The sequence below is a fragment of the Pseudomonas sp. RIT778 genome, from assembly GCF_019718735.1.
Classification (GTDB): domain Bacteria; phylum Pseudomonadota; class Gammaproteobacteria; order Pseudomonadales; family Pseudomonadaceae; genus Aquipseudomonas; species Aquipseudomonas aphyarum.
On record NZ_JAIHBA010000006.1, the window covers coordinates 93,885 to 108,788 of the forward strand.

Annotated in this window: 9 protein-coding genes; all 9 read right to left on the bottom strand. The window is 61.7% G+C overall.

Going from position 1 to position 14,904, the window contains the following annotated elements; all coding sequences use genetic code 11:
* Window positions 1–22: 22 nt before the first annotated feature.
* The 9 genes from K5E37_RS05140 to K5E37_RS05180 all read right to left on the bottom strand — a co-directional run bounded on the left by K5E37_RS05140 (window position 23) and on the right by K5E37_RS05180 (window position 14,885).
* Window positions 23–3,109 (bottom strand): autotransporter serine protease, encoded by a 3,087-nt coding sequence (locus tag K5E37_RS05140; RefSeq protein WP_221533298.1) that lies wholly within the window; start codon window positions 3,107–3,109, stop codon window positions 23–25.
* Between the two features lie 186 nt (window positions 3,110–3,295).
* Complete coding sequence (locus K5E37_RS05145) at window positions 3,296–6,247, bottom strand: autotransporter serine protease (protein WP_221533299.1); 2,952 nt, start codon at window positions 6,245–6,247, stop codon at window positions 3,296–3,298.
* A gap of 56 nt (window positions 6,248–6,303) precedes the next feature.
* Window positions 6,304–7,671 (bottom strand): TolC family outer membrane protein, encoded by a 1,368-nt coding sequence (locus tag K5E37_RS05150; RefSeq protein ID WP_221533300.1) that lies wholly within the window; start codon window positions 7,669–7,671, stop codon window positions 6,304–6,306.
* Window positions 7,672–7,673: 2 nt separating this feature from the next.
* Window positions 7,674–9,023 (bottom strand): HlyD family type I secretion periplasmic adaptor subunit, encoded by a 1,350-nt coding sequence (locus tag K5E37_RS05155; RefSeq protein WP_085603749.1) that lies wholly within the window; start codon window positions 9,021–9,023, stop codon window positions 7,674–7,676.
* Complete coding sequence (locus tag K5E37_RS05160) at window positions 9,020–10,819, bottom strand: type I secretion system permease/ATPase (RefSeq protein WP_221533301.1); 1,800 nt, start codon at window positions 10,817–10,819, stop codon at window positions 9,020–9,022. Before K5E37_RS05160 ends, K5E37_RS05155 begins: the two co-directional genes overlap by 4 nt.
* 204 nt (window positions 10,820–11,023) lie before the next feature.
* Window positions 11,024–11,452 (bottom strand): AprI/Inh family metalloprotease inhibitor, encoded by a 429-nt coding sequence (locus K5E37_RS05165; protein WP_007954588.1) that lies wholly within the window; start codon window positions 11,450–11,452, stop codon window positions 11,024–11,026.
* Between the two features lie 93 nt (window positions 11,453–11,545).
* The gene (locus tag K5E37_RS05170; RefSeq protein ID WP_007954582.1) at window positions 11,546–13,012 is read right to left on the bottom strand and encodes a serralysin family metalloprotease; all 1,467 of its coding nucleotides are present in this window, start codon (window positions 13,010–13,012) and stop codon (window positions 11,546–11,548) included.
* Between the two features lie 386 nt (window positions 13,013–13,398).
* Entirely contained in the window at window positions 13,399–14,484 is a 1,086-nt protein-coding gene (locus K5E37_RS05175; RefSeq protein WP_007954580.1) for a polyamine ABC transporter substrate-binding protein, read from the bottom strand.
* Window positions 14,485–14,540: 56 nt separating this feature from the next.
* Entirely contained in the window at window positions 14,541–14,885 is a 345-nt protein-coding gene (locus K5E37_RS05180) for a cupin domain-containing protein (protein ID WP_011334089.1), read from the bottom strand.
* Between the last annotated feature and the right edge of the window lie 19 nt (window positions 14,886–14,904).

Here is a 14,904-nt window from a genome sequence, read left to right on the forward strand (position 1 = left end):
TCGAAAGAACTGCCGCTACCTCTTAGAACTGCCAGTCCAGCGTCAGGCCCACACCGTGGTCCTTTTCGTTGGAGCCGATCAGCCCGTTGTAGTCCAGGTTGACCCGGACATCGCGATTGAGCGCCAGCCCGGCGCGCACGCCGACTACCGCTGCATCTCGATCCATCGACACACTTTGCACGGTGAATGCACTGTTGCCATTGACGAAGGCCAAGTGACTGTCGGAATCCACGCTGCTCAGATTGTGCTGCCAGCCCAGGCTTGCGCCCAGTTCCAGCTGGTGTTTCTCCGACAGGGCAAACGTGCGTTTGGCCCGCACACCGAGGGTCGACAACACCACGTCGCGGTTGTCTTCGCCGCCCTTCAGTGCGGCGGCATCACCCTTCTCGGTGAAGCTGTCGCTGTTGAGGTGCACGTAGGCCAGATTGGCGAACGGCTCCAGGTTCATCGGTTGCAGGCCCAGGTCGTAGGCCGCTTCGGTGAACAGTTGCGCGGTGGTCGCATCGCGCTTGGTTTTCTGTTTGCCGCTGACGCCACCGAACTGCAGGTCACGTTTGACGTCGATGCGATGCCAGCTGTAAGCCGCACCGGCGGTCAGACGCAGTGCATCGATCTGATGCCCCAGGTACGCGCCCAGGTGATAGCTATCGACCGAAGCCGACGAATGCGTACCCTCGCCCATGCTCAACGAGCTGTCGCTATAACCAGTAACGAAACCCAGACGGGTATCTTCAGCGATCAAGCCGTCGACACCGGCCAGCAGGCCGCCGATGGAGCTGGTGGAATCGGCGTATTTCGACCCGCCATCGCTCTTGCCCCAGGCGCCCAGCACTTTGAGCCAGGCGTTGCTGCGGTCATCGGTCGGCGCGCCGGCATCGAATAGGTCACGCTCGCGCAGACGTTCGCCCACGGCATCGCGCAGGTAGCGGCTGTCGTTGATCAGCAGCGTGCCGATGGCCGGGTGAATCTCGCCGGACAGTTGCTGGAAGGCATCCTGCGCAGCGGCCGCCGACGGCGACAGCAACAGGGTTTCGAACAACGCATTGCCGGCGCCGAGGCGTTCGGCGGCAGCACCGACAGCACGCTGGTTCGGCGTCAGGCCGACACTGGCGAATGAGGCGCCATTACGACCGACGTCCAGTTGCACACCGCTTGCCGAGTACGCCAGGGTGCCGCCGAGGAACGCGTAGTCGGGCAACACTTGTCCGAACTGCCCTTCAATGCCGCCCGCTGCCTGCAAGATGTTGAACTGGGTGCCGAGCAGGCTTTTCACTTCACCGGTGGTCAACAGCGTCGGGCTGTTTTCCAGCGACATGGTCACGGTTGCGCCTTCGATCACCGCTTTGCCGCCGGCGACGATGCGGTCGCTGCTGGTCGGCGACACTTCCACCGCATAGGTCGAACCCGGTGCGAAGGTCACGTCACCGGCCACGTTCAAGGTGCCGATGGAATTGCCCGGCGCCACGGTGCCGCCACTGTTGGCGGTCAGCGCACCGATCCGGCCGTTACCGCCGAGGATGCCGCCGTCATTGACCGTCACCGCCGATTGCAGCGAGCCATTGATTGCCAGTCGCCCCTGATTGACCAGAGTCGGGCCGCTGTAGGTGTTGGTGCCGGTCAGCACCAGGGTGCCGATGCCTTGTTTGGTCAGACCACCATGGCCGGAGATGTCGTTGCGCCAGGTGTCGAGGCCGCAGGTGATGTCGTTGCACACGCGCTCGGTGGGTTTGCCCGCATCGATGATCGCGCCGATGCCTGGCAGATCGGCCACGAACTGGCCGGAACCGTAGGCGCCCTGGATGCGGAATTCTTCAGGAATGTCCTGCTCGGTGACGAACATCGCCGGGCCGTCGATGCCCTTGCGCAGGTTGATCATGCCCCAGCCATACAGGGCGTCGATGCCCGGTGCGCCGAGGTCGGTGGCCGTGGTGCGCAACACGCTGGCGACCTGATCGCCGGACATGTACGGGAAGCGCTCCATCAGCACCGCCATGGAACCGGCCACGTGCGGCGCGGCCATCGAGGTGCCGTTGTAGTTCTTGTAGCCGGTGGTCAGGTTGTCGGCGTTGGTACCTTCGATGATCGAACTGTAGATCTGCGTGCCCGGTGCCGAGACGCAGAAACTGGCGGTGTAGCCGCAGCGCGAAGAGAACGCACTCATGATGTACGGATTGGCGCTGGCCTGATCCGGGTTTCTCTGCAATGCGGCGACGGTGATCCAGTTCGGCGCGATGTCCGGCACGAAGTAACCGAGGCCGGCGATGGCGTCCGGGTTGTTCAGGTTGTAGTCGTTGCCCGCCGCGAAAATCGTCACGATCCCGCTGCGCGCGGCGGCGATTGCGCCGTCATAGGCGCCGCCGGGTTTGGTGCCCAGCAGTGTGCGGATCTCGTTGAACTGCAATTGCGCGTCGTTGACGGTGAAGTGCGGGTACGCAGGGTCACGGCCGCCGAGGTCAAAACGGTCGGTGATGCCGATGCCCCAGCTGTTGTTGATGATCCGCGCGCCGCTGGCAATCAGCGCATCCCAGCCGGCCTTGTACACCGCGCCGTCGTTGCCGCGCACGATGCCGTCTTCCGGGCCTGGGTCGCCGTTGTCGGCGCTGATGATCTGCGCGCCGAACGCCACACCGTGCATCGGCCCGCCGTCACGGCTGCCGGCAGCGATACCGCCAACGTGGGTGCCGTGGGCGCCGAGTTTGCCGTCGGAACCGACCGAGGGCGAACCGTCATAGCGGAACGCGTCCCCCGCTTTGACCGGGATGTACGGGTCGGTGTATTCGCGGATCCCCGAGGTCACCAGGGTGATGACCTTGTTGCTGCCGGAAAACTCCGGGTGCGCGGCGTAGACCGGTTGGTCGAAAATTCCCAGTTTCACGCCTTTACCGGTGTAACCGGCGGCGTAGGCGTAATCCGCGCCGATGGCGCCCAGGCCCCAGTCGGCCTTGAACTCGGCACTGCGCCAACTGCCCGGATCCCCTGCCCGACCGCTTTCCACGTAGGGCGCCGCGTGTGCGCTGCCCCAGGTGGTCATCGCGCAGAGCAAGGCGACGTTGAGAGTTTTCAGGCGAAAGCATCCACCCGATTGCGCGGGGGTGTTGTTGTTTTTCATCCAGCGACCTTCCTTAGTGATGTTGCGAAAAATCCGTCTATTGAAGTGATCGTTCCCACGCCTTCCCCGTTGATCGTTCCCACGCTCTGCGTGGGAATGCCTCTAGGGACGCTCCGCGTCCAGTGACGCGGAGCGTCACGGGCTGCATTCCCACGCGGGAGCGTGGGAACGATCAGTTGCGATCAATCAAAACTGCCAGTTCAGGCTCAGGCCCACGCCGTGTTGCTTCTCGCGGCTGGCCAGTTGTCCGGTGTAATCGAGGTTCACCCGCACGTCGCGGGTCAGTGCCAGGCTGGCCTGCACGCCGACCAGCGCGGCGTCGCGCACCAGTGGCGAGCTTTCGACCGTGTACGGCGCACTGCCGCTGGCGAAACGCAAATGCTGTTCGGATTCGATGTCGGTCAGGCTGTGCTGCCAGCCCAGATGCCCGCTCACTTGCAGCTTCTGCGCGGACGGCAGGTCAAAGGTCTTGATCGCCCGCACACCGAGGGTGCTCAACACCGCGTCGCGCTGGTCGTCGCCGCTTTTCAGCGCGGCCGCGTCGCCCTTCTCGGTGAAGCCGTCGGTGTCGAGATGCACGTAGGCCAGGTTGGCGAACGGCTCCAGGGCCAGCGGTTGCAGGTTCAGTCGATAAGCCGCTTCGCCGAATACCTGGGTGGTGGCGGCATCGACCTTGGCTTTCTGCTTGGCGCTGACGTTGCCGTACTGCAAGTCGCGTTTCACATCGACGCGGTGCCAGCTGTAAGCGGCGCCGGTGCTCAGGCGCCAGGCGCCGATGTCGTGACCCGCGTAGGCGCCGAGGTGATAGCTGTCGACCTTGGCCGAAGAATGCGTGCCCGAACCCATGCTCAGCGAACTGTCGCTGTAACCGGTGAGCAGACCGATGCGGGTCTGCTCGTCCAGCGCTCCGTCGACACCGGCCAGCAGCCCACCAATGGAGGTGCTGTAACCGGCGGTGTCGTGGCGCGAATCGGTGCTGCCCCAGGCGCCGAGGGCCTTGATCCAGCCGTTGCTTTGCGTGGCTTGCGCATCGTGCAGGCGTAAACCGATGGCGTCGCGCAGTTGCCGGCTGTCGTTGATCAGCACGGAGCCAAGGGCCGGGTAGATTTCACCGCTCAACTGTTGAAAGGCTTGTTGCGCATCACTGGCGGTGGCCGACAACAGCAGGCTTTCGTACACGGAATTGCCCGCGCCCAGTCCTTCGACGGCAGTGGCCACGGAGCGCTGATTCGGTGTCTGGCCGACGCTGGCGAACGAAGTCGCGTTGCGCTCGACATTCAAGCCGATGCCGTTACCGCTGTAGGCCAGGCTGCCACCGATGAACAGATAATCCGGCAGCACCGCACCGAACCGCCCCTGAATGCCACCCGCCGCTTGCAGAATGTCGTACTGCCGGCCGAGCAGGCTTCTGGTCTCGGTGGTGCTGAGCAGCGTCGGGCTGTTTTCCAGCGACAGGCTGACGGTAGCGCTGTTGATGGACGCTGTGCCGCCGGCAACGATGCGGTCGCTGCTGGTGGGAGACAACTCCACGGCGTAGGTCGAACCCGGCGCGAAGGTCACGTCACCGGCGATATTCAAAGTACCGATCGAATTGCCCGGAGCCACCCGGCCGCCGCTGTTGGCGGTCAACGCGCCGATTCGTCCGGAGCCGCCGAGGGTACCGCCGTCATTGACGGTCACGGCCGAGGTCAGCGATCCGTTCACCGTCAGCAGACCGCCATTGACCGTGGTCGGCCCGCGATAAGTGTTTTCACCGGTCAGAATCAGTCGCCCGTCGCCGGACTTGATCAGACTGCCTTGATAAACCCGAGCGGAAGCTGCTGCGTCACGGGCCATGCCCACGGCGTAATCAGTCTGATCCTGCTGGCTGGCGCCGGTCGGCACGCCGTTCTGCCAGCCTTTGCTTTGCAGGGTTTGCTGCCAGGCGCTGTGTTCGGCGAGGTCTTCGCCCCGGCGCTGGATCAGCGCTTTATCGCTGATGTCATTGCTCCAGACGTCGCTTTGCCCGGCCGCCAGATTCGCGTCGAAAGCACCAAGCAATTGCCCCGGCCCGCGCATCGCCCGGTACAGGTTGGCCACGCCCCAGCCGACTCGCTCGGTCGGTGCGTCGGTCACCGAACCGTCGAGTTGGGTGGCGGTGGTCAGCAGCACTTCGAGAGCCTGCTGATTGTTCATGTACGGGTAGCGTTCCATCACCAGCGCCAGTGCCCCGGTGGCGTGCGGCGCGGCCATCGAGGTGCCAGACTTGATCGCATAACCGCCGTCGGGAATGGTGCTGTCGATCTTCGCCCCCGGCGTGGTGATGCACCAGTATTTGGCGATGCCGCACTGGTTGTACTTCTGCTGATTGCTTTGATCGAGTCCCGAAACCGCCAGCCAGTGGCCTTCCAGATCCGGCTGAAAGTACGGCAGCGCCGAACGTACGCTGGCATTCGGGTAGCCGCTGTTGCCGGCGCTGAACACGTTGATCACGCCACGACGGGAAACGTCCGCCGCTGCGTCGAGCCAGGTGCCTTTGTTCCAGTGCTGGGCGTAAGCGGCGTGCAGATCCGCGAGGGTTCGATAGCTGACATCCGGCGGCTGGCTGCCCCAACTGTTGTTGATCGCCCGCACACCGGCGTCGGCCAGGGCGTCGTACACCGCTTTGAAGTAGCGCGGATCGGGGTTGGGGCCGAACAGAAAACTGTCGTTCTTGTTGGTGTTGCCGACGTAGATCTGCGCGTTGTACGCCACGCCATGCATGCCGGTGCCGTCACGGGACGCGCCCATGGTGCCGACCACGTGGGTGCCGTGGGAATCGTTGTTCGGATTGAGGGTGCCGTTGACATTGAACAGCGTGCCGTCGATGTAACTGCCGCTGGCCAGTACCGGGTGATAACGGTCGCTGGCGAACTCGGGATGGGCGGCGTCGAAACCGGAGTCCAGCGCGCCGATCTTCACGCCCTTGCCGGTGATGCCGGCGGCGTAGGCCTGATCGGCCTGCATTCGGCCCAGGCCCCAGTCACGCAGGAATTCGGCGCTGCGCCAACTGGCGGGATCGCCGGGTTTGCCGGCTTCGAGGTACTGGGCCTGAGCCTGGGTTGCAGAAATCACAAGCAGCAGGGTGCCGACCGAAACCGGCTTGATGCGTACGTCCATGTTCACCACTCTTTTTGTTGTTTTGGGTCGAAGCTTTTTGCGATGAAGCTACGGTGTTATTGCGTCCGTGGGCCCTGTCCGAAGGCCTCGTCCACCCGCGCCAGATCCTGTTCGCTCAAGGTGCCCGCGTAGTAATGCAATTTGGTCCAGGCCATGAGGTAGTCATAGCGTGCCTGAGCCAAATCACGGCGGGTGGTAAATAGTTGTTGTTCGGCGTTCAGTGCGTCGAGGTTGGTTCGCTCCCCACCGAGAATGCTTTGCTTGGTCGACACCACCAGCGCTTCGGCCGAGGCCAGGGCCTTTTGATAGGCGCGCAGCTTGTTGACTCCGGACAGGCAGGCGCTGAACTGGCGACGCAATTCGATCAGCGTCTCGCGGGTCTTGCCGTCCAGTTCGTACTCGGCCTGTTCCATGGTGCGGCTGGCCTGACGGGTCGAGGCTGACACCCCGCCGCCGGCATACAGCGGCACGCTGACTTCGAAACCGATGGTGTTGGTTTCGTAACGCTGGTTGTAGGTGTTGCCGCTTTCCGATTCGTTCTGGCGCATCGTGGCGTAAGCGCTGACTTTCGGCAGGTGCCCGGCGCGATTGCGCTCGACTTCATAACGCGCCACTTCCACCGCCTGACGCTGGGACGCGAGGTTCGGGTTGTTGCTGACCGCCAGCTCGTGCCAGGTGTCGTAATTGGCCGGCATCAAGGCGAATGTCTGGAAGTTCTGATCCAGCGGTGCCAGATCACTGATGTCCATCGCCGGCACGCCTACCAATGCGCCCAGCTCCCGTAGCGCGGCGTCCTGCTCGTCGCGGGCCTCGATTTCCTCGGCGGTCGCCAGTTCGTAACGCGACTCGGCTTCGAGGATGTCGGTGCGAGTGCCCTCGCCCTGCTTGAACATGTGCTCGTTCTGCTGGAACTGCTGTTCGTAGGCCTTCTTCTTGGCCTGCGCAATGTCGATCTGATCCTGGGCAAACAAGGCCTTGGTGTAGTTATCCAGTACGCGAACCAGCAGTTCCTGGCTCTTGCCGCGAAAGTTTTCGTCGGCAAACAGCGACTGGGCTACGCCCTTGCGATACGCCGCGTAGGCTTCGTAATCGAGCAACGGTTGTTGCAGGGTCAGGCTCGAGCCGTAACTGCTGTAGTTACGCTCGTCAGTGTTGTTGCGGGCGCGGGAGTCGAGTGAAGTGGCTTTCGACGAGTTGCGACCCTTGTTGTAGTTGTAACCCAGTTTCGGCAACAGGCCGGCGCGGCCGATGGCGCGGTTTTCAAGGCCGGCGTCGCGCTCCTTGATCGCACCGAGGAACACCGGGTCATTGCGCAACGCCTGTTCGTAGATCTCGAACGGCCCCATGGCCGCCACTGCACTGTTGCCCGCGAGCAGCGCGAACGCTGCCGCCAGCATGGAAAGCTTATTCATACAGCGGAACATCCTTATTCTTCGGTCAACGCGGAACCGGCGCGGTCGAGCAGCGGCTTGAACAGGTAGTTGAGGAGTGAACGTTCGCCAGTGCGCACGAACATTTCCGCCGGCATGCCGGGTTTGATCACCAGACCGTTGAGTTTTTCCATGGCCTGATCGCTGACGCTGCTGCGCAACACGTAGTACGGCACGCCGGTTTTCTCGTCGACCATCTGGTCGGCGGAAATCAGGCTGACTTCGCCGGGAACCCGTGGCGTCTTGCTCTGGTTGAACGCGGTGAACAGGATGTCGACCGGCAAGTGCGTACCGACCTTGTCGATCAGGTTGATCGGCAGGTGCCCTTCGACTTCCAGGCGCGTGCCCTGCGGGACGATTTCCAGCAGGGTTTCGCCCTGACGGACCACGGCGCCTTCGGTGTGCACGCCGAGGTTGACCGCCACGCCATCGGCGGTGGCGAGGATTTCGCTGTGTTGCAGGTCGAAACCGGCGGAAGTCAGTTGCTCGGACAGCGTGACGCTTTTCAGTTGCGCGTCGGCCAGCTGGGTGCGGACTTCCTTCTGGTATTCCTCACCGTGTTGTTGCAGCTTCAGGCGGGACTCAAGGATGCCCTGCTCCACTCGGCCACTTTCGCCGGTGTTCTCGGCGAGTTGCTGCTGAACCTGCGACAGCTGACGCTGGTATTCCATCAAGCGGTTGCGCGGGATGTAGCCGTTGTCGGCCAGCGGTTGCAGGTTGCTCAACTGCTGTTGCAGCGAGTCAGCCTGCGCGTTGAGGTCGGTACGCGCGCGGCGCATGCCTGCCAGTTGCGCGGTGGCGCCTTCGATACTGGCGCGCAGTGCGGCTTGCTCGCGGGAGAACGCTTCGCGGCGGCTGCTGAACAATTGCCGCTGGCCTTCCAGTACCAGCGCCAGGCGCGGATCGGCGTTGTCGCTCAGTTCTGCCGGGAAGGTCACTTGCTTGAGGTTGTCACGCTCGGCCTGCCAACGTGCGAGGCTGGCCCAGGCCATGCGGTATTGCGCCTGCAGCGATTGCACGTCGGCGGCGACCTGGGTCTGGTCGAGGCGGAACAGCGGCTGGCCCTGTTTCACGATTTCGCCTTCGCGTACCAGAATCCGGCTGACCACGCCGCTGCTCATCGACTGCACGGCCTTTCGCTTGCCCGACACCACCACGGTGCCTTGTACCGGAATGCCTTGATCCAGCGGCGCCAATGCCGCCCAGGTGAAGAAACTGCCAGCACCGACCAGCGCCAGAATCCAGCCCATGCGGGCGAAGAACTTCGCATCGCGCTCCGGGCGTTCGGTGATGTACGCGTGTTCCATGGTTGCTTCGTTTTGCGTGTTCATGCTCGCGCTGCTCATACACCCGAATTCCTTGTCGTCGGCTGATACTGTCGGCTCATGCTGAGCCCGGCCGGTGCTTGCGCAGGTTTTTCATTTTGTTGTGATGGGTTGCCGGGCTGATTGCCGGGCTGGTTTGCGGACAGCGCCTTGAGCACATCGTGGCTCGGGCCGAAGGCTTGCAGGCGACCGTCGTTGAGCACCAGCAGCTTGTCGGCCTGGGCCAGTACCGAAGAACGGTGGGTCACCAGCACCACGGTGGTGCCTTGGGCCTTGAGCTGCACAATCGCGCTGGACAACGCAGCTTCGCCGACGGTGTCGAGGTTGGAATTCGGCTCGTCCAGCACCACCAGGCTCGGGTTGCCGTACAGCGCACGGGCCAGGGCCACGCGCTGTTTCTGGCCGCCGGACAAACCGCTGCCGTCCTCGCCCAGTTGGGTGTCGTAGCCTTGCGGCATGCGCAGGATCAGTTCGTGCACGCCGGCCTGTTGCGCAGCGGCCACGACCTTTTGCGGATCGGCTTCGCTGAAGCGGGCGATGTTCTCGGCGATGCTGCCGCTGAACAGCTCGATGTCCTGCGGCAGATAGCCGATGTACGGGCCGAGCTGATCGCGGTTCCAGCGGTGGATGTCGGCGCCGTCCAGACGCACCGTGCCGCCCAAGGCCGGCCATACACCGACCAACACTCGCGCCAGAGTCGATTTGCCGGAGCCGGAGGCACCCAGCACGCCGAGCACTTCACCGGCCGCCAGGTTGAAGTTGACCATATGCAGGGTCGCAGCACGTTGACCCGGAGGGCCGGCGCTGACTTGCTCGAAGGTGATCTGGCCCTTCGGCGCCGGCAGCGCCATGGCGTCATCGCTCGGCGGGAAGGCTTGCAGCAGCGCATCGAGGCGACGGTAAGCCAGCTTCGCGCCGCTCCACTGCTTCCACACGGCAATCAACTGGTCGATCGGGCTCAACACCCTGCCCATCAGGATGGAGCCGGCGATCATCATCCCGGCGGTCATGTCGCCCTTGATCACCAGCAGTGCGCCAAGGCCCAGCACCAGCGATTGCAGGCACAGACGCAGGGTCTTGCTCAGCGAGCTGATCACCGCGCCGGTGTCGCTGGCCTGATTTTGCAGACCGAGAAAGCGCGAATGCACCTGGAACCAACGTTTGCGCAAGGCGCCGAGCATGCCCATGGCTTGAATGGTTTCGGCGTTGTGCAGGTGGCTGGTGGCCAACTGGCTGGATTTCTGCGAGAAGCCGGCGGCTTCGCCCAGCGGCTTTTTGGTCATGTATTCGTTCAGGCACGCCAGCGCGATCAGCAACAACGCACCCGCCGTGGCGAGCACGCCGAGCCAGACGTTGAACAGGTAAATCACGAACAGGTAGACCGGGAACCAAGGCGCATCGAAGAACGCGAACAGCGCAGGCCCGGTGACGAACTGGCGAATGTGGGTCAGGTCGCCCAGGGACTGCCCGGCGTTGCCCTCGCCCTTGAACAGGTTGCGCTCGAACGCCGCCTGATAGACCCGCAGATTGAAACGGCGCTCGAGCTGGCTGCCGATGCGGATCACGATAAAGCTGCGCACCACTTCCAGCAGACCAATGAAGGCGAAGAAACCGACGACCATCAGCGACAGCATCGCCAGGGTGGTTTCGTTCTGCGAAGACAGCACCCGGTCATAGACCTGAAGCATATATATGGAGGGCACCAGCATCAGCACGTTAATCAGTGCGGTAAAGCATCCGACGCTGATCAGAATGCTTTTATAGTCACCCAATGCCTTGAATAAGGGAGCGGTGGCTGGGGCCTTCGCCATCTTCATTGATTATTCCTGAAATGGTATTTCCCGCCCTGCTTGGCGAGACTTCAATTAATTGTCCGCATTGAGTGCGGGACATACACCGCCAGTACTTGCTTACACTTCAATAACAACTTTGCCGATTAACACCGGCCTGCGTGTTATTGCGCTATGGCTTATAACTGTAACGGGGTGCTTTATATTTAAACTGTCAGTCGGTTTCGGTCATCAAGGTTGCTGTACAGCACGCTTGAGTGTAATCACCAGGCCCGACTTCAAAGTGCTCAGATAAAGCCCATCACGTTGTCGGCTGAAAAACTGGATTCTTGAGCCTTCCTTGCCGGTGATCGACAGACCGTCCGGATCGGGGAACCAGCCGATGGCGCTGTCTTGCAGCCACGCGCTCAGGCAATCGGCACCGTTGCCCAGCGTCTGGTTGGCTTCAAGGTCGATAAGACAAGTGTTCGACGGTTTGTCCTGCAAAGCCTGGGCCTCTGGAGCGTCGTTGCGGTCGCTCAGGGTCGCTTGCCACTGTCCGGCAAATACCGATGGGTCTTCGAGTCTCAGGCTGCTTGCCATGGTTGTTTCTCCAGAAATCATCATCAGCATCGGCAACAGATACGCCGCCGCTTTGCGGGTAAAAGCGAATTGGTTCATAGGAAATTTCACTCCGGCACGTAGCCTTGCTTACCGGTCACGGCGATGCAAGTGAAGAAAGCGGCGCACGACGCGCCGCTTTCCCGTGTTACATCACGCCACGATGTCGCTGGTGGCTGCCTGGCCAACGGTGCTGACCTGGAAATCAGCCACGCCGTGACCGGAGAAGTCCACCGACAGCAGGCTGTTGCCGCCCGAGGACGTCAGAACCGCATCACCCGCCGCGCCGGTGAAGGCGCTGACGAAGTGCAGGCCTGCGCCCTTGGTGATACCGGTCAGGTCGATTTTGTCCAGACCGCTGACGAAATCGAGGATCTGATCGATCGCACCCGGCTTGGAGTCGGAGCTGGCCGCGAACACAAAGGTGTCCGAACCCGCGCCGCCCCACAGCTTGTCGGCACCGCCGGCGCCCCAGATGATGTCGTTGCCGGCACCGCCCTTGAGCTCGTTGGCCGCGCTGTTGCCGATCAGCAGGTCGTTGCCCGAACCGCCGATCGCGTTCTCGATGGTGACGCCCTTGGCGATGGACACGTTGCCCACCAGGCCGCCAACGTCGGAGAACGAGGCTTCATTGAGGTTGATCTTCTGGTTCTGGGTGAAACCCGAGAAGTCGAAGGTGTCCTTGCCGCCCGCATCCCACACCGAGAACACCAGCTTGTCGGCCGACGACGAGGCGCTGAGGAAATCGCGACCGGCGTTGGAGTTGAAGCCGTAGGTGGTGTCACCGGTACGGGTGGTCATGTTGGCGCCGTAGAGTTTCTGGATCGCTGCGATGTCATCCATCAGCGGGCCGGAGGAATAGGCTTCCACGCCGCCCTTGCTGAAGTTCTGGCTGGTGTTGCTTTCGCTCCAGTAGCTCATGACGCTGTAGCCGCGGGTGTCTTGCCCGTAGGTCGCGTCGTTGTAGGTCGGGTTGCCGTTGCCGGCGTTGTAGTCGCCCGGGTGCGCCAGGCCAAGGGTGTGGCCGATTTCGTGGGTCAGGGTCTGACGACCGTAGTTGTTCAGGTCCGGGGTCTTGTTCTGCGTGTAACCGCTGTTGATCAAGTACCACGAAGTGCCGTCGTAACCCGGACCGGTACCCGGCAGGTAGGCGAACGCTGCTGCGCCGTCCACACCACCGCTGTAGTTGGCGAACGTCATGTGGCCATCACCGCCCGAGGCTTTCTCGGTGAAGGTGACATTGGCCACGTCGGCCCAGGATTGCATGGCGAGCACGGCCTGGGCTTTCTGTTGAGCACTGAACTGACTGAACCCGGTGATCCCGTGCTTGTTCATCGTGCTGGACGATACCGAAGTCAGGAACGTGTAGGTGAGTTCGATCTTGCCGCTGCCATCCTTGTCCTGGTAGGCAGCGCCGTCGCGCAGCAACTGGGTTGCGGCCTGGTCGACGGAGAAGGAGGGTTTGCCATTGACCGTGAGGTTGCCGCCACGATCGTACTGATGGCTGAAGCTATTGATCTGGTTATACGCCGTACTGGTCGCTGCCAGAGGTTGCGGCGCCGCGCCCAGCTGGAAAGCCTGTTCGGCGGTATCAACAGCATTAGCTTTTACTTTCGACATAAACACACTTCCTTGTTTAGCAATGGAACAGTTTTTGTCCGATAGCGACAACCTCTGGCGAGATTGTCCTATCACTCGCCCAATGAAGGCGTAAGAAACCTGACACAATTTGAAATCTAACGTCTAGCGTTTTTTTGAGATCAAATTGAACTGTTCCGGAAAACTCCCGTAAACAAAGCGCGTGCCGCCGAAAGAAGTTTGTAAGTGTGGTGAATTTGCCTAATTGTCTGACGATTTCTTATTTAAATATTAAATATCGGTAAGTTGTATTTTGTTAGCAGCGTCTCACTTTGCTGCACTTTATCAGTGCAATGCCAGTGGTTTGATATCAAGTTGATTCAACAGTGCATATCAGGCGAGGGCTGTACCGCCCTCGCCTGTTTTTTTCAGCTGCCAGTGCGAATCTTGTTCCACACCCGCGTGCGGATCCGGTCGATGTTCAGCGGCATCGCTTCCAGTGCGAACAGCTTGCCCATCATTTCCGGGCTCGGATAAACCTTGGTGTCATTCTTGATCGCCGGGTCGATCAGGCTGTCGGCCTGCTCATTGCCATTGGCGTAGTGCACGTAGTTGCTGATGCCGGCCATCACGTCGGGCTGCAGCAGGTAGTTCATGAACGCGTAGCCGGCCTTCTCGTCCGGTGCGTCGGCGGGCATGGCGACCATGTCGAACCAGATGGCGGCGCCTTCCTTGGGAATCTCGTAGCCGATTTCGATGCCGTTCTTCGCTTCTTTGGCGCGGTTTTCCGCTTGCAGGATGTCGCCGGAGAAACCGACCGCCACGCAGATGTCGCCGTTGGCCAGATCGCTGGTGTATTTCGAGGAATGGAAGTAGCTGACATACGGCCGCACTTTCATCAGCAGCGCTTCAGCCTTCTTGTAGTCCTCGGGATTCTTGCTGTGATGCGGCAAACCCAGGTAGTTGAGCGCCGCCGGCAGCAGTTCCGGGCCGTTGTCGAGGATCGCCACGCCGCATTTCTGCAGTTTTTCCATGTATTCGGGTTTGAAGATCAGATCCCAGGAGTCCACCGGCGCGTTGTCACCCAGCACGGCCTTGACCTTGGCGATGTTGTAGCCGATGCCGGTGCTGCCCCACAGGTACGGAAAGCCGTGTTCGTTGCCCGGATCGTTGGTCTGTAAGGCCTTGAGCAACACCGGGTTGAGGTTCTTCCAGTTGGGCAACTGGCTCTTGTCGAGCTTCTTCAGGGCCCCGCCTTCGATCTGCCGCGCCATGAAGTGGTTGGACGGAAACACCACGTCGTAACCGGATTTGCCGGTCATCAACTTGCCGTCGAGGGTTTCGTTGCTGTCGTAGACGTCATAGGTGACGCCAATGCCGCTGGCCTTTTCGAAGTTCTTGGCGGTGTCCGGCGCGATGTAGTCGGACCAGTTGTAAACCTTGACCGTATCCGCCGCCTGAGCGAGGGAAACGGCGAGCATCAAGGGTGCGAGCGCGAGGGTCTTTCGGATCATGGATCGATTCCTGTATTGGCTATTGTTGTTGGCAGGCAATCAAAAGGATCAAAACGTCAGAAAATCAGGACATAGGTCTTGCGCACGGTTTCTTCGATGTCCCAGATCCCGAGCGTGTTGGCCGGCAACATCAGTGCGTCGCCACCTTGTATGTGCAGGGTTTCGCCGCCGTCGTCCGGTGTGAACGTGCAGCGACCGGAAATGAAATGGCAGAACTCTTGAGCAGTGATCTGCCGGCGCCAGCGACCGGGGGTGCATTCCCAGACGCCGGTTTCGACGCCGTCGTCGCGCTCGACGCTGGTGGTCGAGGCAATCGCCACCGGCGTGCCGAGCGGCACGGCCACCGGGTTGGACTCATCCAGTTGCAACGTGGCGGTGTTCTTGAATTGGGTGATGCTCATGGCGTTACCTGTCTCGTAG

Coding starts and splice junctions, on each gene's coding strand:
- K5E37_RS05150 (WP_221533300.1), bottom strand. CDS start 7,671: ATGTTCCGCTGTATGAATAAGCTTTCCATGCTGGCGGCAGCGTTCGCG.
- K5E37_RS05160 (WP_221533301.1), bottom strand. CDS start 10,819: ATGAAGATGGCGAAGGCCCCAGCCACCGCTCCCTTATTCAAGGCATTG.
- K5E37_RS05155 (WP_085603749.1), bottom strand. CDS start 9,023: ATGAGCAGCGCGAGCATGAACACGCAAAACGAAGCAACCATGGAACAC.
- K5E37_RS05175 (WP_007954580.1), bottom strand. CDS start 14,484: ATGATCCGAAAGACCCTCGCGCTCGCACCCTTGATGCTCGCCGTTTCC.
- K5E37_RS05140 (WP_221533298.1), bottom strand. CDS start 3,109: ATGAAAAACAACAACACCCCCGCGCAATCGGGTGGATGCTTTCGCCTG.
- K5E37_RS05170 (WP_007954582.1), bottom strand. CDS start 13,012: ATGTCGAAAGTAAAAGCTAATGCTGTTGATACCGCCGAACAGGCTTTC.
- K5E37_RS05180 (WP_011334089.1), bottom strand. CDS start 14,885: ATGAGCATCACCCAATTCAAGAACACCGCCACGTTGCAACTGGATGAG.
- K5E37_RS05165 (WP_007954588.1), bottom strand. CDS start 11,452: ATGAACCAATTCGCTTTTACCCGCAAAGCGGCGGCGTATCTGTTGCCG.
- K5E37_RS05145 (WP_221533299.1), bottom strand. CDS start 6,247: ATGGACGTACGCATCAAGCCGGTTTCGGTCGGCACCCTGCTGCTTGTG.